This window comes from Streptomyces sp. 71268 (assembly GCF_029392895.1).
Taxonomy (GTDB): Bacteria; Actinomycetota; Actinomycetes; order Streptomycetales; family Streptomycetaceae; genus Streptomyces.
The window spans coordinates 738,656-758,961 of sequence record NZ_CP114200.1; the positions used below are offsets into that span (position 1 = coordinate 738,656).

Consider the following 20,306-nt stretch of genomic DNA (forward strand, 5'->3'; position numbering starts at 1 on the left):
TTTACAGGATCTCAACGTACCCCGGCGACCGATTTTCCCGAATTCACGCGGATTGGGAACCACGGCCGGCCGGAACACACGTAACAAGCTTCTTATCCGACTCCCCAACCGGCACATGGTGGGCTTAACTTAAGGGCTATGACCCTCCCCCGCAGCGGCTACGGCGGCGGCTACTACCCCGCGCCGAACTTCCCTGACACCCCGATCTACGACAGCCTTGTCGCCGAGCGGGGCACACCACAGATCGCCCCCATCCGCGTCCCGTCGCCCTACGACGCGGGCGGCCACTTCCCCCCGGCCCTGCCGTCGGCGCTCCCCGCGCTCCCGGCCGGCCCCCTCGCAGCACACCCCGCCGCCCTACGGCCAGCAGGGTCCGCCGCAGCCCGCCCTCCAGCAGGCGCCCGCACCCTACATCCCGCCGCAGGCGGGCGGCCCGCGCGGCTACCCGGGCCCGCAGCAGGCCCAGCAGCCGCGCCCGGCGGCTCCGAACGGGTACGAGGCCATGCGCCCGATCGCGGCCCGGCCCGCGGCCCCGCGCCCCAACCCGGCGCCCTACCCGGAGCAGTACGGCCGCCAGCACCCCGGCCAGGGCTACTGAGCCAGCCCGCCACCCGGCGCGGGCCCGCTCCGCACCCATCCGATCGCACCGCCGCTACGGTCGGCATCGCCCGCGGTCACGCCGCGGGCGATGCGGGGAACCGAGGGACCTACCGCCGGCCCGGCCGCCGCCGACGGGCCGAGCGCGGGCCGCCACGCGCCACGTGTCGTACGCCACGTACGCGGGCCACCCACCGGCCCCACCGGCTGCCGGGCCGACGGGGCCGGCTGGCAAGATGGGGCCATGTCCGAAGCTCAGCTCAGCGCGGTCCACGTCTACCCCGTCAAGTCCGTGGGCGGGTGCGCACTCGGTGAAGCCGCCGTCGAGCCATGGGGATTGGCCGGCGACCGGCGCTGGTTGCTCGTCAAGCCCGACGGCACCTTTCTGACGCAGCGACACCTGCCGCGCATGGCGCTGGGCACCGCTGAGCCACTACCGGACGGCGGCATCGCCCTCAGCGCGGCCGGCCTTGAACCCCTGACGGTGCCGGTGCCCGACCCGCACGCGAACCGCGTCTCCACCGTGCGCGTCTTCCAGGACCCGGTCGAACTGGTGTGGACCGAGGGCGCGGGCAGCGCCTGGTTCAGCGAACTCCTCGGCCGCGAGGTCTTCCTCGCCCACCTCGACGACCCCGCGCGGCGGCGCCCGATCAACCCCCGGTACGCGCGCCCCGGCGAGACGGTCTCCCTCGCCGACAGCATGCCCTTCCTGGTCACCACGACCGCCTCGCTCGCGGACCTCAACTCCCTGATCGCCGAGGGGGACCACCCGCACGAGGGCCCGCTGCCGATGAACCGCTTCCGCCCCAACCTCGTCGTGGACGGCGTCGAGCCCTGGGCCGAGGACGGCTGGCGCAAGCTGTTGATCGGCGACGTCGCCTTCCGCGTGGCCAAGCCCAGTACCCGCTGCGTGATCACCACCACCGACCAGCGGACGGCCGAGCGCGGCAAGGAGCCACTGCGCACGCTGGCCCAACACCACCGGATCGACAACAAGGTGGTCTTCGGGCAGAACCTCATTCCCGAACACACCGGGACCGTACGAGTGGGCGACCCAGTCAAGATCCTTGAGTAGTGACCAGTTTTGGGCAATTTAGATCAGAACAAGGGCGCATCGTCCCGTACGCCGTAGTGTCAGCTCTCGCTGAGAGCGCCCCCGCGGGCGCCGCGACGCCATCAGCAGCGCTGCCGACGCCGACAGGGGGCCGAGAGACCGATGCCTGCCTCGGAGGTGGAGGGCAGCCGCCTGATGCCCGTGCACCACATGCGACCTGGAGACCATGCCTTCGTGAGTTACGGAGACGGCGAGTCCCGTTCGCAGATCATGGCGACCTACGCCTGGCTCGGTGTCGCGCGCGGCGAGAAGGTGACGGTCTACGCCGACCCCCGCCTCGACGAGCGGGAGATGCGGCACGCGGTGCACGCCCGTGGCCCGTCCATGGCCCCCGCGCTCGGCCGCGGCCAGGTGGAGTTCAGCACGATGCGGGCGCTGCTCAGCCCGGACCGCGAGTTCACCGTCCGGCGCCAGCAGTCGCGACTGGCCGAGGAGACCGAGCGCGCCCTCCACCAGGGGTACACCGGCTTCCGCGCCTTCATCGACATGGCCTGGGTGGCCGACCTGAACGCCGACGTCGCGGTGGTCGTCCACCGCGAGACCCACGCCGACCACCTGTTCGCCGACGGCCACTACAGCGAGATCTGCGCCTACGACCGGCGCTGGTTCGCCCGGGACGTGCTCGACCGGATGGCCGAGGCCCACCCCTGCCGGCTGCTCGACCGGCTCGGGCTGCTCAGCATCACCACGGCCGACGACACGCTGCTGGTGGTCGGCGAGGCCGACGTCAGCGGGCGGGCGCGCTTCACCGGAGGCGTGCGGGCCGCGCTCGCGCGCACCGACCGGTCGGCCCTGCTCACGGTCGACCTGTCGCGACTGCACTTCCTGTCGCTGGGGTGCGCGACCGACCTGTTGGCGCTCGCGGCCGTGAGCGGCCCGCGGATGTCGGTGGCCTGCACGCCGCTCGTGGCGCGCACGCTGCGCCGGCTCGGCTCCGATGCCCTCCCCCAGCTCGCGTTGATCGAGGTGAGCCGTCAGTGCTAGCCGATTTCCGCCGCCCCTCCCACGGCGAGGCGGACGGACGCCTGCTGGACCGTCACTTCACCGCGCGCGACCTGCCGTTGCTGCGGGTCCTGGTGGAGGAGCGCGCCGCGTGGGCCGGGCTGCCCGAGGCCCGCCGAGGGGACTTCGTGCTGGCCGTGGACGAGATCGCCACCAACGCGATCGAGCACGCGGGCGGCCGGGGCCACCTGGTGCTGCGCCGCGTCGACGGCGAACTGGAGTGCACCATCAGCGACAGCGGCCCCGGCTTCAGCGAGGAGGTCATCCCGGACGTGCTCCCCGGGCTCGACGGGGCGCACAGCGGGCGCGGCCTGTGGCTGACCCGACTCGTCTCGGACCGGCTCGCGGTCAGGGCGGGGAGCGTCGGCTCCATCGTCACGCTGGCGATGCGCGTGCGCTAGCCCCGTCGCCGCTCGCGCGGAAACGCGCGCACGCCTCGACGTACGCGAGCCGCGCGGAGCCGGCGAACGCACCCGGTCCGAGGGGCGCCGACGGTGGCGCGGGCGGCGCGTGGCGGCGCACCGAGGGCGCGCTGAAGCAGGGTGCCGCCGAGGGCGAGTCGGCCCGGATCGGGGCATGCCGGGCACCGGCTGCGCACTGGTCAACTCCCCCACACGGCGCACGCTACGGTGGTCCTTCCGGTACACCACACGGCCGTACCCGGTCGACGCACGCACGAGGTGGGGGCACGACAACACCATGGCTCAGGGCTCGGTCCAGGTGACGCACAGCGGCACGTCGCGGTGGCGGCGGCGCACGGGAGAGTACGCCTCGCTCACGGCGGCCCTGGAGGCCGCGGGGGACGGCGACCTGCTCACCGTGGCCCCGGGCACGTACCGGGAGAACGTGGTGCTGACGCGGGCCGTCACGCTGCGCGGCCCAGAGGGGGCGCGGGGCGCGGTGCGGATCGCCCCCACCGAGGGTGTCGCACTGACGGTGCGCGCATCGGCGGTCGTACGGGACGTGCACATCGAGGGTCAGGACTCCGCGGCCCCGGCCCTGCTGGTCGAGGACGGCTCGCCGGACCTGGCGGACGTGCGGGTGGCCACGCGCTCGGCGGTGGGCATCGAGGTGCGCGGCACCGCCCGGCCCACGGTGCGCCGCTGCACGGTGGACAACCCGGCGGGGATCGGTCTGAGCGTCTTGGACGGCGCGGCCGGGATCTTCGAGGAGTGCGAGGTGGTCGCGGCCGGCCAGTCGGGCGTCGCGGTGCGCGGCGGCGCCCATCCGCGCCTGGAGCGCTGCCGGGTGCACCACGCCAGCGGTGCCGGGCTCTCCGTCACCGGCGAGGGCAGCACGCTGGAGGCCGTGGGCTGCGAGGTGTACGAGATCAAGGGCTCGGGCGTGCAGGTCTCCGCCCGCGCCACCGCCCTGCTGACGGACTGCCAGGTCCACCGCACCACGGCCGACGGGGTCAACCTCGACACGGACGCGGTGCTCACGCTGGCCGACTGCGACCTGCACGACGTACCGGAGAACGCGATCGACCTGCGCTCGCGCTCGGTCCTCACGCTGACCCGCTCCACGGTGCGGCGCTTCGGGCGCAACGGGCTCTCGGTGTGGGACCCGGGCACCCGGGTGGACGCCTACCAGTGCGAGATCCACGACAGTACGGGCGACTACCCCGCGGTGTGGGTGAGCGACGGGGCGGCCGCGGTGCTGGACGGGTGCCGGGTGCACGACGTGCCGGACGCGCTGTTCGTCCTCGACCGCGGCTCCCGCGTCGACGTCGTGGACAGCGACCTCTCGCAGGTACGCAACACCGCCGTGTCGGTCAGCGACGGCGCCAGCGCGCAGCTCGACGACTGCCGGATACGCGAGGCGGCGACCGGTGCCTGGTTCCGCGACCACGGCAGCGGCGGCACCCTGTCCGGCTGCACCATCGACTCCGTCTCGACCGGGGTGATCGTCACCAAGGGCGCCGACCCGGCGATCGAGCGCTGCACCGTCACCTCGCCGTCCGAGGCCGGGTTCTACGTCTCGGCCGAGGGCCGGGGCTCCTTCCACAACTGCCGGGTGACCGGCAGCGGCGGCTACGGCTTCCACGTCATCGACGGCTGCCGCGCCACGCTGACCCGCTGCCGTACGGAGCGCTGCGCGCGCGGCGGGTACGAGTTCGCCGAGCCCGGGCCCACCAGCGAGGACTGCACCAGCGACGAGAGCGCCACGCACGCCCCACCGCCGCCCACCCCCGGTGGCGGCGCCGGCCCGACCGGCGCGCTCGGGCAGCCCGCCGTGCAGACGGTCGGACTCCTCGGCGGTGTGCCGAGCCAGTCCGCGGCGGCCCCGCAGACGGCCCCCGTGCCGGCGCCCGAGCCGGTCAGGGCCTCCGACGACGTGCTGGGCGAACTCGACACGCTGGTCGGCCTGGAGAGCGTCAAGCGCGAGGTGCGGGCGCTGATCGACATGATCGAGGTGGGGCGGCGGCGCCAGCAGGCCGGACTCAAGGCCGCCTCCGCGCGCCGGCACCTGGTCTTCACCGGCTCCCCCGGTACGGGCAAGACCACCGTGGCCCGGCTCTACGGGGAGATCCTGGCCTCGCTCGGGGTGCTGGAGCGCGGGCACCTGGTCGAGGTCTCCCGCGTCGACCTGGTCGGCGAGCACATCGGCTCCACGGCGATCCGTACCCAGGAGGCGTTCGAGCGGGCTCGCGGCGGGGTGCTGTTCATCGACGAGGCGTACGCCCTCTCGCCCGAGGACTCCGGGCGGGACTTCGGGCGCGAGGCCATCGACACGCTGGTGAAGCTGATGGAGGACCACCGGGACGCGGTGGTGGTCATCGTCGCCGGGTACACCGAGGAGATGGCCCGGTTCCTGTCCGTCAACCCCGGCGTGGCCTCGCGGTTCTCCCGGACCATCAGGTTCGGCGACTACGGGCCCGAGGAGTTGTTGCGCATCGTGGAGCAGCAGTCGCGGGAGCACGAGTACCGGCTGGCCGAGGGCACGGCCGAGTCGCTGCTCAAGTACTTCACGGCCTTTCCCAAGGACGCGGCGTTCGGCAACGGGCGCACCGCGCGGCAGACGTTCGAGGCGATGGTCGAGCGGCACGCGGGCCGGGTGGCGCAGCACCCGAACCCGAGCACCGACGAACTCACCCTGCTGTACCCGGAGGACCTGCCGGAGCTGCCGTAGCCCCCGGGCGGGTCACGGCGCGGGCGCCGCGCCGCGGCCTGCCGCCGGGTCGCCGGTCGCCGCGCCCGGCGCCGCGCGTCCGGCCGCCTTCGTCCTCGGGCGGGGCACTCCGTCGCCGGCGAGCCGGGCCAGCAGTCCGGCGCGCTCCTGGGCGAACGCCGGGTCGGCCTGGTAGTCGGAGTGGCCGAGGATCGGCGCGGGCAGCGGGTGTTCGGCGGTGCGGCCGTAGGCCAGCGGGTCCTTGAGCGCGCCCCGGTCGATGGGTGGTCGGCCGTCGCCGGGGCGGGCGTCGCCCAGGCCGGGGGGCTCGATGGGCCCGCCGATCGGGTCGGTGTACCGCCACAGGTTGCGCCAGCAGTGCAGCTCCCGGTGGAGGGCCGACAACTGTGCGGGCCCGAAGTACGCGGGGAACCAGCGCCCGTACAGCCGCTCCAGCGGTGATCCGTAGGTGAGCAGGGCGACGCGGCCCCGGGTGCGCCGGTCGAGTTGCCACACCGCCGCGGCGGCCAGCACGCTGCCCTGCGAATGGCCGGAGATCACCAGGCGGCCACCGGTCGTCGCGGTCCAGGTCTGCATGCGCCAGGTGAGGTCCGGTACGGCCCGCTCGGCGTAGCAGGGCGGCGCGAACGGGTGCGCGGCGCGCGGCCAGAAGGTGCCGACGTCCCACAGGATGCCCACCGTACGGCGGGCCCCCTGGTCCCGGTAGGCGCGTCGGCCCGAGGCGAGGAGGACGGCGAAGGCCACGCCCACCAGCCAGGAGCCCATCGCCTGGGCGGCCTGCGCGGCGGCGTCGATGACCGCTGGCGCGCCGTCGGCGGCCCGCCCCGGCACCTCGCCGGTGCCCCAGGCCCCGGCCACCGCGAGGCAGCCGAGGAGCAGGGTCAGCGCGGCGACGGGGCCGATGATCCAGGGCACGGAGTCGGTGAGGCCGGCGCGGGCGATGGTGCCCGCGATCTTCCTGGTGCGTACGGTGTCGGGGCGCTCGTCCGGGTAGCCGTCGGGCACGGTGCGCTCCAGGCCCGTACGCACCCGGTTGACGCGCCATCCGAAGGCCAGGAGCAGCAGCAACAGGATGACCAGCAGCGGGGGGATCACGGCGGCCTGCCAGGACAGCAGGATCGGCGGCCCGGCGATCGGGCCGTCGCCCATGCCGGGGGTGGCGCCGCCGTCCAGCCAGTCCGCGAAGCGCTGGGCCACGCCGCCGGTGAGCACGCCGGCGATGGCGCAGGCGAGGACCGCGACGGCGGGGCCGGCGAGCCCGGCGAGCGGTGTGCGCACCCGTGCGGGCGGGATCGGCTCGTGTCCCTGCCGTGGGTCGAGCCCGCCGGTGTGGCCGTCGCGGGCGGCCGAGCGGTAGAGCGCCACGGCGACCACGGCGAGCGCCAGGATCAGGGCGACCTGGGTGAGGGCGATGACGCCGAACGCCGGGTCGCCCGGCAGCCGTCCGCTCGACGTCCAGTCCGGACGCGACCACCCCGCGTGCAGCACGGACAGCGCCAGCAGGACGAGCGAGGTGGCGGGCACCACCTTGTCGGTGACGCGGTCCAGCGTGCGGTCGAGGGTGGTCTCGCTGCGGCCCCTGCGGCACACCGCGTACAGCACCGCGAGGCCGCTCGCCTGGATCGCCACGAGCAGCGCCCAGCCGGTGGCGTCGAGCACCGCGGAGCCGCCGGGCGCCCGGTCGTGGCGGGTGGCGGCGGCCGTCAGGACGGCGGCGACGGTGAGGAAGCCGGCGGCCGTGTGGACGGCGCGCAGCCGGGCCACGAGCCGGCGGCCGTACCAGAAGCCGGGCAGGTGCAGGGCGGGTCGGTGGGCGGCCGACGGATCGTCCTCGTTGAGCGGGCGCTCGACGGGCGGGGCGGACTCGTACGCGCTCCAGGTGCGCGTGGACAGCAACCACAGCAGCGCGATGACGGCCAGTGGGGCCACGGCGGCCAGTGCGATCCGGCGGCCGGGCTGGCTCCACCAGCCGCCGCCGGTCGGCGAGGCGAAGCCCAGCCAGGACCGGCCGTCGGCGCAGGCGGCCGACCCGGCGCACTGCCAGGCCGTCAGGTCGAGCGCCACCTCGCAGACGGCGGCGACGAACAGGATCGTCAGGGTGAGCGCGATGAGCCGCACCAGCACGCCGTACAGCCGTACGGTGCGCTCGCGGCGGTCGGCGGCGGGGCGGGACCAGTGCGCGAGGTTGATGACCATGAACGGGAGCAGCAGCAGCCACAGCGCGCGGCTGCCGTCGCCCGAGGTCAGGCCGGACCAGCAGTACGCCTCGGGCACCGGGCGGTCGCGGTAGTCGGCGGGACGCGCCTCCGCGTCGGCGTCCTCGGTGCAGCGGTAGACGCCCGCGGTCTCGTCGCCGGTGACCCGGTGCACGCGCGGGTCGTCGTCGAGCATCTTGGACGGGGTGGCGCCGCCGACGCCGTGCACGAGCAGTTCGAGCGCGAGCGCCTCGGAGGGGAGCGCCGCGTCCGGCCCGGGTGCGGCGGCGGGCCCGGCCGGGACGGGGGGCGGCGCGGCATGGGCCGCGGGAAGTGGCGGCGCCGCGGTGCCGGCCTGAGCCGGCGCGTGCGCACGGGTTGGGTTGGTCTCGTCGTCGGGCCGCTTCGTTGGCGCCACCGTGTCCCCCGATCCGGTGTTGGTGCGGGAATAGCCGCGCTCGATGGGACGCCGCGGCGGGCGGCGGCGGTTGCGGTACGGAGCCGCTGACCGGGCCCGCGGGTAGTCCCGCTGAGGCGATTGTGCCCGCTCCGGGGGTCGCGTACCCGCGTGCGAAGATGTGCGCGGACATCGGCGGCTGGGCGGAAGGGACGGGCGGGGTGAGCGAGAATCAGAACCTCCTCGCGGAGCAGCGACGTGCCCTGATTCTCGATGAGGTCAGGCGGCACGGCGGGGCGCGGGTCAACGAACTCACGCGCAAGCTCAAGGTGTCGGACATGACGGTGCGCCGCGACCTGGACGCGCTGGCGCGGCTCGGGGTGGTGGAGAAGGTGCACGGCGGGGCCGTGCCGATCGCCGAGGCCAGCACGCACGAGCCGGGGTTCGAGGCGAAGTCCGGGATGGAGCTCAGCGCGAAGGAGGACATCGCGCGCGCGGCGGCTCCGCTCGCGGTGCCGGGCTCGGCCATCGCGCTCTCCGGTGGCACGACGACCCACGCGCTGGCGCAGCACCTGGTGGACGTGCCGGGGCTGACGGTGGTGACCAACTCCATGCGGATCGCGGACGTGTTCCACAGCGCGCGGCGGGCGGCCGACGCCGCGTCGGAGGGGGCCGGCGGCCGGGAGCGGTCCTTCGGCGCGGCGACCGTGGTGCTCACGGGTGGGGTGCGCACGCCGTCGGACGCGCTGGTCGGCCCGGTGGCGGACGCGGCGATCCGCTCGCTCCACTTCGACGTGCTCTTTCTCGGGGTGCACGGCGTGTCGGCCGAGGCCGGGCTGTCGACGCCGAACCTGGCCGAGGCCGAGACCAACCGCCACTTCCTGCGGTCCGCGCGCCGGGTGGTCGTGGTGGCCGACCACACCAAGTGGGGCAAGGTGGGCCTGAGTTCGTTCGCCGCGCTGAGCGAGGTGGACGTGCTCGTCACCGACGCGGGGCTGCCGCGCGCGGCGCGCGAGGAGATGGCGGAGCACCTGCGCGAACTGGTGCTGGCCGGCGCGTAGGAGCCCCACCGGCCGGCGTCCCCATTGGCGCGCGCCTCCACCGGCCGGCGTCCCCGGCGCGCACGGCGCACGCGGCTCAGGCGACCTGTGGGGGTATACGGGTCACGGCCCGGCCGCGTGACGCGCGGTCGCGGTGGAAGGGGCTCGGTCGGGGTGGTGGTTCAGCGGCTGGCGGCCTCGGCGGGGTGACGCTCCAGCGGCGGTCTGGGGTAGGCGCCCAGCGTCGCCGCCGCGGTCGGCCGATCACCCTCCGGGCCGGTGCTGGGCGGGCCCAGCGGCACGGCCGCCCGTTGGGCCGAGCGCCGCGTCGGGCGCGGGTCGGCCTGGGCGGCGGGCAGCGTGAACCACACGGTCTTGCCGCCGCCGTCGGCGGTGCCGCGCACGCCCCAGCTCTGGCTGAGCGCGGCGATCAGGGCGAGGCCGCGCCCGTGTGTGCCCAGTGGGTCGAGGGTGGGCGCCGCGGGCTCGCGCGTGTCGCGGTCGCGGACGGAGACGGTGAGCCCGTCGAGCGCCCACTCCAGGTCCACGGTGCAGCGCTTGTCGGGTTCGGCGTGCAGGTAGACGTTGGTCAACAGCTCGGAGACGCCGAGGACCGCCGACTCGATGAGCGCTTCCAAGTGCCAGTGGCGCAACTGCGCCGATACGATCCTGCGGACCTGGCCGATCCGCTCCGGGAGAGCCTGGAGCTCCACGGTGCAATGCCTGCTCGGGCTGCTGATCACGGCCGCAACTCCCTGGAAAAGTAGGGCTAGCCTGCATCAGGTGTGAGCGGGAGTGGGGCGCGCGGGACTACCCTCCGCGCCCGACCAGCGCGCTGGCTCGCAGCGTAACCACTGGTGAACTCTCGGTGACACCGATGCGCGTCCAGCGTCCCGCCATCGGCGCGACCGCGCAACTCGCGATCAGCTCGTGCGGGGCTCGCCCTGCGCCGAGCGGATCACGTCCAGGAAGCGCCGCGCGGCGGCCGGACCGTCCGTGGCCCCCGACTCGCGCTGACCGAGCGTCAGCACGTACCGGGTCCCGTTGACGATGGCGCGCGCCTGGTCGCGGGCGGCGAACCAGGGCTTGCCCGCCTGCACCGAGCGCAGCGGAGCGCTGTCGATCTCGCTGCCGTAGCTGGTCAACAGCTTCAGTCTGCCGTCCTTGATCAGCACCTGTCCGGCGCGGGTCACCGAGCGCAGCGAGCGCTCGATCCGTACCCCGGTCGCGTTGAACTCGGTATCCGCCACGATTCACGCCTCCCCATCGCCCGGGCGCCCGCGCCCGCCGGCCATCCGCTCATCGGCATCGCCGTCACCCTACGTCCAAGGGGCAGTTTGCCTGCCGTACGAGCCGGGCACCAGAGCCGCTTTATGATCGAAATCGGGTCAGGTCCACCACCGGTCCCGGGAACAGCACGAGGAGTGGCATGGACAGCACCGAGACGATCGACGTGGACCGCACCGACCCGCACTACCGCGCCTGGCTGGGCGACGCCGTGCGCAAGGTCCAGGCCGATGCCAACCGTTCGGCCGACACCCATCTGCTGCGCTTCCCGCTGCCCGAGCGGTGGGGCATCGACCTCTACCTCAAGGACGAGTCCACGCACATCACGGGCAGCCTCAAGCACCGGCTGGCGCGGTCGCTGTTCCTGTACGGGCTGTGCAACGGCTGGATCCGCCCGGGCAAGCCCGTCATCGAGGCGTCCAGCGGTTCGACGGCCGTCTCCGAGGCGTACTTCGCCAGCCTGATCGGGGTGCCGTTCATCGCCGTGATGCCGCGGACGACCAGTCGTGAGAAGTGCCGTCTGATCGAGTTCCACGGCGGCCGGTGCCACTTCGTGGACGACCCCCGGACGATGTACGCGGAGTCCGCCGCGCTCGCCACGGAAACCGGCGGGCACTACATGGACCAGTTCACCTACGCCGAACGGGCCACCGACTGGCGGGGCAACAACAACATCGCCGAGTCGATCTACCAGCAGCTTCGGCTGGAGCGCTACCCGGAGCCGAGCTGGATCGTGGCCACCGCCGGCACCGGCGGCACCTCGGCGACGATCGGCCGGTACGTGCGCTACATGCAGCACCGCACGCTGGTGTGTGTCGCCGACCCGGAGAACTCGTGCTTCTTCGACGGCTGGGTCACCGGCGACCGGGACGCGCACGTCGAGCGGAGTTCACGGATCGAGGGCATCGGCCGCCCACGGATGGAGCCCAGCTTCGTGCCCGGCGCGATCGACCGGATGATGAAGGTGCCGGACGCGGCGAGCGTGGCGGCCGTGCGCGCCCTGGAGAAGGCCATCGGCCGCAAGGCGGGTGGCTCGACCGGCACCGGGCTGTGGAGCGCGCTGCGGATCGTCGCGGAGATGGTCGCGGACCAGCGCACCGGCAGCGTCGTCACCCTGCTGTGCGACCCGGGCGACCGCTACCTGGACAAGTACTACTCCGACGGCTGGCTCGCCGAGCAGGGCCTGGACATCACGCCGTACGCCGCCACCCTCGACCGCTTCCTGGCGGAGGGCGTCTGGCGGTGACGGCGCGCGCCACCCGGCGTGCGCTGTCACCCGCGCGGGCGCGAGGCCGGGGCTGAGCCCGGAGCCGCCGCCGCCGAACGCCGGGACGCTGACCGCGACGTCGCCGGCGAAGGTCCGCGACACGGTGTCGTCGAGGGTCGACTTCAGTGAGGCGGCGAAGACGGTGAACAGCGACACCACGCACACGCCGATCGTCAGCGCGGTGGCGGCCGTCCGCCTCGTTGGCCCGGCGACCTGGCCATCGGCAGGACGGCGCGGTCACCGCTCATGGCGCCGCCCTCCCCCGGGCGCCCGTCCCGTGGTCGAGCGCTGCCAGCCGGTCGAGTACGCGCTCCGCGGTCGGCTCGGCCAGCCGGTCCACCAGGCGGCCGTCGGCCAGCATGACCACCTCGTCGGCGTGCGCGGCGGCGACCGGGTCGTGGGTGACCATGACGACGGTACGTCCCATGGTGCGCACGGCCCGGCCGAGCAGCCCGAGGACCTCGTCGCCCGAGCGGGAGTCGAGGTTGCCGGTGGGTTCGTCGGGCCGGAGCCGGACGGGCCCATGATCGCGTTGAACCGCCCGACGGGGAAGCCGACGCTCACCCCGTCCAGGGCCCGCACCTCGGTCTCGCCCACCCCGTGGACCTTGACGGCGTCGCGGACGCGGGCGGCGCAGGCGGTGTCGTCGGCCGCGGCACGGTGCGCGGCGGCCGACGCGGCGGTGGGGAGGGTGTTCACGCCGTACCACTCCGGGGGCCGAACTCCTCGCTCAGGACGGAGAGTCGGCGCCAGTACTCGTCCTCGTCGATCTCCCCGGCGGCGAACCTGCGGCCGAGGATGGTCAGCGGCGAGTGCGCCCCGGGCGCGGCCGGCGCCGAGGCCCGGCCCCACGGCCCGCGGCCACGCCAGACGGTGCGCCGCACGAGGGCGACGCCGCCCCCGATGACCAGGGCCCAGACGAGGGGGAACAGCAGGATCCAGGGGCCGGGTCCCCCGCCGTCGCCCCAGCCGTGCGCGAGCGTGTTCATCGTGATCGGACTCCTCGGTGGATGGGCTGTGCCTGTCACGACCGAGCCTGCTGCGCGGTGGCCCTCCCGTCGTCGTACGGTCAGCGGCACCTGACGTACCCCGTGGGGAGTACGCGTGCGGTGCACGGCTACCGCGCCGGGTGACAAAGGGGTGATCCGGAGGGTCCGGGCCGGGGGCGTCGTGGCCTGAAGAGGGTGATCGCGGGCGGTCAGCGCGTTGTACGGTGAGTGTTCTGGCTTGAGGGGAGCGACGGCATGGGCACGGAGATCGGGCTCGCGCGGGCCATCCGCGGACTGCGGGCGGAGTTGGCGGAGGCGATGGCCGACGGCGAGGACGAGGCGATCAGGTTCCGTATCGAGTCCATCAGTCTCGATCTCCAGGTGGCCGTGGAGAACGCGCGCGAGGGACACGCGGGGCTCAGGTTCTGGGTCGTGTCGGCCGACGGTGGCGCCTCCTCGTCCACCGCCACCACCCACTCCCTGTCGTTGCAGCTCGCCGCCGAGATGGCCACCGGAGGTCACGTGCGGATCGCCGCCGCGCCCGAACGGCGGCCTGACTGACGGTGGTTGGCGACGGCGATGGCGTGCGGGACCTGCCGGACCGGGCCGTCGAGGTGGTGCGGGTCAGCCGTACGGACGGCGGCGTGCACTACGGCGGCTCCGGCTTCCTGCTGACCGGCGAACTCGTGTTGACCGCCCGCCACGTGGTGGACGACGGGGCGTACGCGTACCGCGTGTTGCGGCCCGCGCCACGTCGGGGCGCGGGCGCGGCCGAGGTCGAGTTGGTGGTGCCACACGGGGAACTCGACCTGGCGCTGCTGGTCCTGGACGAGGCGGTGGACGCGCTGGCGCCGATGCGCTTCGGGCGCCTGCCGCACGCGCTGGACACGGTGCCCTTCCACGCCATGGGCTTCCCCCGGTACGCGCGCGAGGACGGGCAGCCGCGGCGACGGCAGGCGACCGGCACCATCCAGCTCGCGTCCCGGCCGGACGCGGGCGGCCTCGACCTGTGGCACGAGAGCGCGCAGCCCGCGGACGTCCCGGGGGCCGGCTCGCCGTGGGAGGGGTTCTCCGGGGCGGCGGTGCTCGTCCCGCGCGGGCCCGGTCCGCGCGCGGAACACCTGGTCGTCGGCGTGTACGCCGCCCACCTCACCCCGGCCGGCGCCCGCTCCACCATCGCCACCCGCGTCGAATCGCTGGCCGACGCCGGCAAGTTCACCCGCTACCTGCGCGCCCACGAGGTCACCCCGGAGCCGGTGGACGTCCCGCTGCCCGGTGGGGCGCCGCGCGGTCTGCCCAGCAACGTGCGCACCCACGAGAGCGTGTTGGCCAGGTTGCGCGGCACGCGCAGCTACCTGTTGCCCGAGCACCTGCCCTTCGTCAGCCCGGGCCCGGGCAGCGAGGCCGCGCCGCGCCGCCTCCTGGAGCGGCTGGTCGACTCCGAGCGGGGGCGCGGGGTGCTGCTGGTGGGCGCGGCGGGCACGGGCAAGACCCGTACCTGCTTCGAGGTGGCCCAGGCGGCGCACGACGACGGCTGGCACGTCCTGCACGTACGCACCGACCGGCAGCGCTCGCTGACCGTGGCCCACCTCGAACAGGCCGTCTTCGACGCCGGCCGGTCGCGGGTGCTGCTGGTGCTGGACTACCTCGACACGTGCGCGCAGCTCGATCTCGGCGCGCTCGCCGACGAGTTCATGCTCGGCGCGGCCGAGCGCGGCATCCGGGTCGCCTGCGTGGCGTCGACCCGCCCCGGCACGCTGCCCGTACTGCGCAAGCGCGGCGTACGCCAGCACTTCGACGAGGTGGCGCTGCGTCAGGACAGCGGTCACCAGGGTGCCGTGATCGACGCGATGCTGCCGGTGGTCGCCCCGCACGCCCTCGACGGCCTGGGGCGGGCCGCGCTGCGGGCGGCGTGCGGCAACCGGCCGATCATCGCGCTCCTGGTCGCCGCCCAGATCGAGCGCCGCTACCTGGCCCGCCAGGACCTCCCGCACCTGACCGGCTGGCGCAGCGACGACCTGCTGGCCTGGCTCGACCCCCGGCTCCAGGAGGACCGGCTGCGGCCCCCGGAGGCCACCGACTGGGACGCCGACGCGGACGGCGGCGCCCCGCGTCCGCCCAGCGACCGGCAACTGGCCGCGACCGTGGCCGCCTACGCCTGCCCGCAGCCACGGGACGCCGTCGTCGCCACGGTGGACGCCTTCCTCGAAGGCCGGGACAGCGGGCTCGACGGCGAGTACGTCGTGCGCAGCCTGACCGAACTCGGCTGGCTTGAGGAGCCGCACGAGGACCAACTCATGGTGGTCCACGACATCGTCACCGACGAACTCGTACGGCAACTGCTGCTGCCCGCGGGGCCGGTGCACCCGGACTCGCTGCACGCCGTGTTCTCCACCTCGCTGACCAGCGCCCGCACCTTCGGTGGCTTCGCCGGCCACCTGGCGCGGCTGGCCGCCGACCTCGACGACGCGGACGGCCGCCAGGTGGCCCGCCTTGGCGGCGAGTGGCTGCGGGCCGCCGCGCCCCGCGTCGGCGCGCTGCTCAAGCGGGCCGGCGAGGACGGCCGGCAGGCGCTGCTCACGCTGCTCAGCCGGCGCCCCTGGCAGGCGTCGGTGGACGGGGTCTGGGACGAGGTGGCGCAGCCGTGGCTGGTGCGCGAGAAGGACTCGCCCACCGCGCGGACCCTGCTGGCCCAGGCCGTGGAGTCGGCCAGCGGACCGGTGCCGGAGCGGCTGGTCGAGGCGGCTCTGACCTGGCTGTACCGGGGCGGGCCCGAGGCGGAGACCTCGCACCACGTGATCCACGCCCTGCTGGAGCGCCGCGATCTGAGCGCGCGGGACGAGGTACGCGTCACGGACTACGCGCTGGCCTGGCTGGGGCTGTGGAAGCGGCACCGCTCGGCCCGGTTCGTGATCGGCGCGCTGCTGCGCGAGGACCGGGCCCTGGACACGCGGCGGCTGACGGCGGCCGTCCAGTACGCCTTCAGTTGGCTGCACGTACACGCCACCACGGACGCCGCCCACGTGCTGCACCGGCTGCTGGCGCGCGCGGACGTGGACCGTGCCGTCGCGCGGCGGACCGTGTCGGCGGCACTGACCTGGATCGGACACGGCCACGGCACGCAACGCGTCGCCAGCCTCGTGCTGGCCCCACTGGCCGCCCATCCGGAACTCAGCCGCCAGCAGCAGAAGCAGACCGCCGGGCTCGCGCTGACCTGGCTGGCGCACAACGAGGCGGAGCCGGTGGCCCGGTTCGTGCTGCGGGCGCTGCTGCGCCGCGGCGACCTGGCCGCGTTGCGCGCGGGGCGCGCCGTGGACCAGGCCGTGCTCTGGCTCCGGCACGGGCACGCCGCCACGCTCGCGGCGGCCCAGGTGTTCGGACCCCTGCTGCCGCACCCCGCCCTGGCCGGCGAGCAGCGCGCCCTGGTGGTCGAGATGGCGTGGGAGTGGGTGGGCGGTTACGGCGACTCGCTCGCCGCGGGGGACGTGCTGGGCTCCCTGTTGGCCGACGCCGCCGGTCTGGGCGAGCGCGCGGCCGACCTGGCCGAGCGCGCGCTGGCCTGGGCACAGGCCCACCCGCGGGCGCCGGAGGCCCCGGCGGTGCTGAGCGCGCTGCTCGGCGGCGCGGCCCCGGGCGACCGGCTGCACCGCAGCGCCGACTTCGCCCTGCACTGGCTTGAGTCGTACGGCGCCGAGGCCGACGGCGCCGCCGTGCACCGGGCCGCCCTCGCCTGTCGGGAGATGCGCCGCGACCAGGTCCGCCGCGCCGCCGACGCGGCCCTGGACTGGCTGCGGGCGCACACGCCGGCGCGGCCACCCGACGATCTCGATGTCGGCGCGCCCCCGGTGGGGGCGGCGTGCTCGGCCGCGACGCCGGCCGCCGGGCCCGAGGGAGACACGGCGGATCTGTGCGCGGAAGTCGGGCTAAAAGGAGCGGAGTTGGGAGGCGACGAGTCGGCCGAGGGGCTGGCGCATGGCGGGCTGGTGGACGAGGTGGGGGTGACGCTGCGCCTGTTGCTGGGCACGCCCGAGCTGCTCCCGGCGCAGGAGGCGCGCGCGCTGGAGCACGCGGCGGACTGGCTCGGCCTCCCCCGGCGCCACCGCGACCGCGGGTACCTGTGGCTGCGGGTGTTGCGGGCGCGCGGCTGGAGCGGCGGCAACCGTGGCTGGCCCCAGGGCAACGGGCCGCTGCCCGCGCCGGACCTGAGCGACCTCGCCGCGCTGCTGGGCCAACCGGACCTGACGGCGGCCGAGGCGACCCACCTGGCCGACCGGGCACTGGCCCTGAGCGCCGAGGAGGGCGCGCCCATCCGCGCGGTGCGCGCCGCCGTCGCCGCCGTGCTGCGCCTGCCGCGGCTCACCGCGCGGCAGGAGGCGGGCGCCGTGGAGCTGGCGACCCGTCTGGTGGCGGCGGAGCCCTCCGGCGGGACGCTGGACCCGCTGCTCGCGCTGCTCGACCGCCCGCTGGAGGAGGCCGCCCACGCGCGGGCGACGGCCCTCGGGTTCGGCTGGCTGGCCGCGTGTGAGCGGCTCGCCGACGCGCCCCGGGCGCTGTTCGCGCTCGCCGGGCGGCCGGGGCTGGCCGATGACCAGCGGCGCGCGCTCAACGCCCACGCGCTGAACTGGTACGCGGTCAACTCCGAGCACCCGTGGGCCCCGGAGGTCCGCGCCTTCCTCACCGATCACGGGGACGACGGTTTCGGCGCCTGGTTACGCGGTGTGGAGGAGACCCGGGCCTGGTTGCTGGCGCACCCGGACGACCCGGAGCGCGGCGCGGTGCTGCTGCGCCTGCTGGCACGGCCCGACGAGGCCCACCCCGCCGCCGCGCCGCCCGCCCGGCCCGGGGGTGCGAGCGACGCGGCGCGGGGCCCCGGCGATGGGCCGCCGGGCGGCGGGGCACTGGACCGGCGCCTCATGCTGTCCGCCGTGCACGCCGCGCTGGCCACCGTGTTGAGCTGGCGGGACTTCGTCGCGCTGCTGGAGAACGAGGACCTGCGGCCCGAGCAGCGGCGAGCGGTGGCCGGACAGGCGCTGGCCTACCTGCGGTCGCCGGCAGCGGTCAAGACCCGGCTGGTGATCATCGCGCTGCTACGCACCGCGGACCTCACCGCCGAGCAGCGGTGGGACGCGGCCGAGGAGGCGTTCGCGCTGCTGACCCGGACCAGCGGCCGGACGTTCAAGACCCGCCCGGTGCTGCTGGCCCTGCTGCGCCACCGGGAGCTGGCCCACGAGCACGAACAGGCCGCGATCGAACGGGCCCTGCGGCAGGTCGACGGGGCCGAGACCAGCGAGGCCAAGCCACTGCTGCGGCTGGTGCTGGGCAAGCGGCTGACCGGTGAGCAGGCGGCGCGCGCCATCGGCCACGGCCTGGACTGGCTACTGGGGCGCGAGCCGACGGGCGGCGTCGGCTCGGTGGTGGAGGCGCTGCTCGGACGCGCGGAGTGCTCCCCTGACCAGCGGCGGCACGCCGTCGCGTACGCCCGGCGCTGGCTCGCGGCCAATCCGGAGCACACCGTGGCCGAGCGCGTCGCCGCGCACCTGGCCGCCCACCCCGAGGAACCGTGCCCCGCCCCGGGCCCGCAGCGCACGGCGCCGGCACCAGCACCGGACGCGGTCTCCCCGACCGGCGGCTGACTCCCCCTCACCCGCGATCGCTCCGGCCGGCGGCTGTCGCCCACGCCGGCAACCACTCCGACTGGACACCGGCCATGACCGGGCCACCTGGCGCACGCCGGCTCGCTGGTACGCCGACACGGCACAACCCGGCGCGCCTCCACGCTGGTACGCCGACACGGCACCACCCGGCGCGCCTCCACGCTGGTACGCCGACACGGCACCACCCGGCGCGCCTCCGCGCTGGTACGCCGACACGAGCCAGCCGGGCCGGCCGTGCCCGCCGGCGTACGACCCACGTCGCGCCCCGCAACCGCGCACCCGGCGTGCGCGGGCGCCCGACGCGCGGCACCGAGTGGCGGCACCCGCCCGTGGTGGTCGCCTCAGGCGCTGAGCGCCCGCAGCGGGTCGTCGAGGACCGGCTGCCAGGCGAGTTCGGCCGCGCCCACCAGGCTGTTGTAGTCGAGTGTGCAGGGCAGCAACGGCACCCCACCGCTGCGGCCCCACAGGCTGCGCTCCGCGACGACCGCGCGCAGCCGCTCCGGGTCGGCGTCGAGCAGGTCGCGGTGGAGCCCGCCGAGGATGATCCGGTCCGGGTTGAGGATGTTGACCAGGCCGGCAAGGCCGCGGCCGAGCCGGTCGATGAGCAGGTGGGCCGCGGCGCGGACGGAGGGGTCGGCGTACTCGTCGCGGAGCAGGTCGCGCGCCTGCTGGAGGAGGGACACCTCGGGGCCGGGCTCGCGGCCGGCCGCGGTCAGGAAGGCCAGCGGGTCGGCCTCGACGTCGAGGCATCCACGGCTGCCGCAGTGGCAGGCACGCCCCTCCTCGTGCACCGTCAGGTGCCCGACCTCCAGGGCGAGCCCCGAGCTACCGGTATGCAGCCGCCCGTCGAGCACCAGCGCGCCGCCCACGCCACGGTGCCCGGTGGCCACACACAGCAGTTGCCGGGCGCCACGGCCCGCTCCGTGGCGGTACTCGGCCAGCGCCGCGAGGTTGACGTCGTTGCCGGTCTGCCCGATCGGCGCGCCGGGCGCGGAGTCGGTCGCCGAGGGGACAGCGGGCACGACCGTGGCCGTGGCATCGCCGGGTCCGGGGACGCCCGCGCGGGCGAGGCTGCGCCGGAACAGTTCCCGTACCGGCGCGCCGGCCTGCCAGGCGACGTGCAGCGGGTTGAGCGCCGTGCCCTCCGGTTCGGCGACGGCCGATGGCACGGCGAGTCCCGCGCCCAGGCAGCGGCGCCCGCTGGCGCGCAGCAGCTCGGCCCCGGCCGCGACGACGGCGTCCAGCACCGCCGCGGGGTCGGCGGGCACCGTCATGCAGCCCGGTGCCGTGGCCACGATCCGGCCACCGAGGCCGACCAGCGCCGCCCGGAACCCGTCCACGTGCACCTGCGCGGCGAGCACGACGGGACCGTCCGGGGCGACGGTGAGCCGGTGCGAGGGGCGGCCCTGGGTGCCGGCGGCCGCGCCCGGCCGCGAGTCCACCCGGATCAGGCCGAGCGCCTCCAGTTCGGCGGCGACGGCACCCGCGGTCGCGCGGGTCACGCCGAGCTCCGCCGTCAGCACCGCGCGCGTGGGGGCGCGACCTGTGTGTACGAGCTCCAGCGCCGGGCCGAGTGCTCCGCGGCCCCGCTCCAGTCTTGTCCGTGTCTGGGTCACGCCCCTATTCTGGCTT

At 75.2% G+C, this 20,306-nt stretch carries 13 protein-coding genes and 2 pseudogenes; 9 read left to right on the forward strand and 6 right to left on the reverse strand.

The genetic code is table 11. The features are described 5' to 3' along the window. Positions 1 to 138: 138 nt before the first annotated feature. From OYE22_RS02530 to OYE22_RS02550, 5 genes and pseudogenes are all read left to right on the forward strand, one after another. Positions 139 to 598, forward strand: a pseudogene (locus OYE22_RS02530) (DUF6643 family protein). A 243-nt stretch (positions 599 to 841) separates the two neighbouring features. Beyond that, positions 842 to 1,672 (forward strand): MOSC N-terminal beta barrel domain-containing protein, encoded by an 831-nt coding sequence (locus OYE22_RS02535; protein WP_277318862.1) that lies wholly within the window; start codon positions 842 to 844, stop codon positions 1,670 to 1,672. Between the two features lie 213 nt (positions 1,673 to 1,885). Then, complete coding sequence (locus OYE22_RS02540) at positions 1,886 to 2,695, forward strand: MEDS domain-containing protein (RefSeq protein WP_277318863.1); 810 nt, start codon at positions 1,886 to 1,888, stop codon at positions 2,693 to 2,695. Next, entirely contained in the window at positions 2,689 to 3,114 is a 426-nt protein-coding gene (locus OYE22_RS02545) for an ATP-binding protein (RefSeq protein WP_277318864.1), read from the forward strand. The genes OYE22_RS02540 and OYE22_RS02545 overlap by 7 nt, the downstream gene beginning before the upstream one ends. Positions 3,115 to 3,412: 298 nt before the next feature. Next, positions 3,413 to 5,845: a right-handed parallel beta-helix repeat-containing protein gene (locus OYE22_RS02550; protein WP_277318865.1), complete on the forward strand. Its 2,433-nt coding sequence runs from the start codon at positions 3,413 to 3,415 to the stop codon at positions 5,843 to 5,845. 12 nt (positions 5,846 to 5,857) lie between these two features. Here OYE22_RS02550 and OYE22_RS02555 read toward each other — a convergent pair whose 3' ends face one another. Further along, complete coding sequence (locus OYE22_RS02555; protein ID WP_277323954.1) at positions 5,858 to 8,269, reverse strand: hypothetical protein; 2,412 nt, start codon at positions 8,267 to 8,269, stop codon at positions 5,858 to 5,860. A 389-nt stretch (positions 8,270 to 8,658) separates the two neighbouring features. Here OYE22_RS02555 and OYE22_RS02560 point away from each other — a divergent pair, with 389 nt between their 5' ends. Continuing rightward, positions 8,659 to 9,498 (forward strand): DeoR/GlpR family DNA-binding transcription regulator, encoded by an 840-nt coding sequence (locus OYE22_RS02560; protein ID WP_277318866.1) that lies wholly within the window; start codon positions 8,659 to 8,661, stop codon positions 9,496 to 9,498. 161 nt (positions 9,499 to 9,659) lie between these two features. Here OYE22_RS02560 and OYE22_RS02565 read toward each other — a convergent pair whose 3' ends face one another. Together OYE22_RS02565 and OYE22_RS02570 are read right to left on the reverse strand one after the other, a co-directional pair. Beyond that, positions 9,660 to 10,220 carry an ATP-binding protein gene (locus OYE22_RS02565; protein ID WP_277318867.1) on the reverse strand — a complete coding sequence of 187 codons (561 nt, stop codon included), beginning with the start codon at positions 10,218 to 10,220 and terminating at the stop codon, positions 9,660 to 9,662. A 180-nt stretch (positions 10,221 to 10,400) separates the two neighbouring features. Continuing rightward, entirely contained in the window at positions 10,401 to 10,727 is a 327-nt protein-coding gene (locus OYE22_RS02570) for a hypothetical protein (protein ID WP_277318868.1), read from the reverse strand. A 179-nt stretch (positions 10,728 to 10,906) separates the two neighbouring features. On the opposite strand from OYE22_RS02570, the gene OYE22_RS02575 reads away from it, so the two are divergent. Next, entirely contained in the window at positions 10,907 to 12,010 is a 1,104-nt protein-coding gene (locus OYE22_RS02575; protein ID WP_277318869.1) for a PLP-dependent cysteine synthase family protein, read from the forward strand. 265 nt (positions 12,011 to 12,275) lie between these two features. Here the strand turns inward: OYE22_RS02575 and OYE22_RS02580 are convergent. Both OYE22_RS02580 and OYE22_RS02585 read right to left on the reverse strand, forming a co-directional pair. Continuing rightward, positions 12,276 to 12,730, reverse strand: a pseudogene (locus tag OYE22_RS02580) (hypothetical protein). Further along, entirely contained in the window at positions 12,727 to 13,020 is a 294-nt protein-coding gene (locus OYE22_RS02585; RefSeq protein WP_277318870.1) for an SHOCT domain-containing protein, read from the reverse strand. The pseudogene OYE22_RS02580 and the gene OYE22_RS02585 overlap by 4 nt, the downstream one beginning before the upstream one ends. Positions 13,021 to 13,275: 255 nt before the next feature. Between OYE22_RS02585 and OYE22_RS02590 the strand changes: the two genes are divergently transcribed. Both OYE22_RS02590 and OYE22_RS02595 read left to right on the forward strand, forming a co-directional pair. Further along, positions 13,276 to 13,581, forward strand: a complete 306-nt coding sequence (locus OYE22_RS02590; RefSeq protein ID WP_277318871.1) for a trypco2 family protein — start codon at positions 13,276 to 13,278, stop codon at positions 13,579 to 13,581. A gap of 23 nt (positions 13,582 to 13,604) precedes the next feature. After that, on the forward strand, positions 13,605 to 18,653 hold the full coding sequence (locus tag OYE22_RS02595) for a serine protease (RefSeq protein WP_277318872.1): 5,049 nt from the start codon (positions 13,605 to 13,607) through the stop codon (positions 18,651 to 18,653). 362 nt (positions 18,654 to 19,015) lie between these two features. Here OYE22_RS02595 and OYE22_RS02600 read toward each other — a convergent pair whose 3' ends face one another. Then, entirely contained in the window at positions 19,016 to 20,290 is a 1,275-nt protein-coding gene (locus tag OYE22_RS02600) for an ROK family protein (protein ID WP_277318873.1), read from the reverse strand. Positions 20,291 to 20,306 lie beyond the last annotated feature (16 nt).

What these genes read in the sequence shown, in the direction of transcription:
- OYE22_RS02585 (WP_277318870.1), bottom strand. Translation starts at nt 13,020, where the DNA reads ATGAACACGCTCGCGCACGGCTGGGGCGACGGCGGGGGACCCGGCCCC.
- OYE22_RS02575 (WP_277318869.1), top strand. Translation starts at nt 10,907, where the DNA reads ATGGACAGCACCGAGACGATCGACGTGGACCGCACCGACCCGCACTAC.
- OYE22_RS02550 (WP_277318865.1), top strand. Translation starts at nt 3,413, where the DNA reads ATGGCTCAGGGCTCGGTCCAGGTGACGCACAGCGGCACGTCGCGGTGG.
- OYE22_RS02535 (WP_277318862.1), top strand. Translation starts at nt 842, where the DNA reads ATGTCCGAAGCTCAGCTCAGCGCGGTCCACGTCTACCCCGTCAAGTCC.
- OYE22_RS02590 (WP_277318871.1), top strand. Translation starts at nt 13,276, where the DNA reads ATGGGCACGGAGATCGGGCTCGCGCGGGCCATCCGCGGACTGCGGGCG.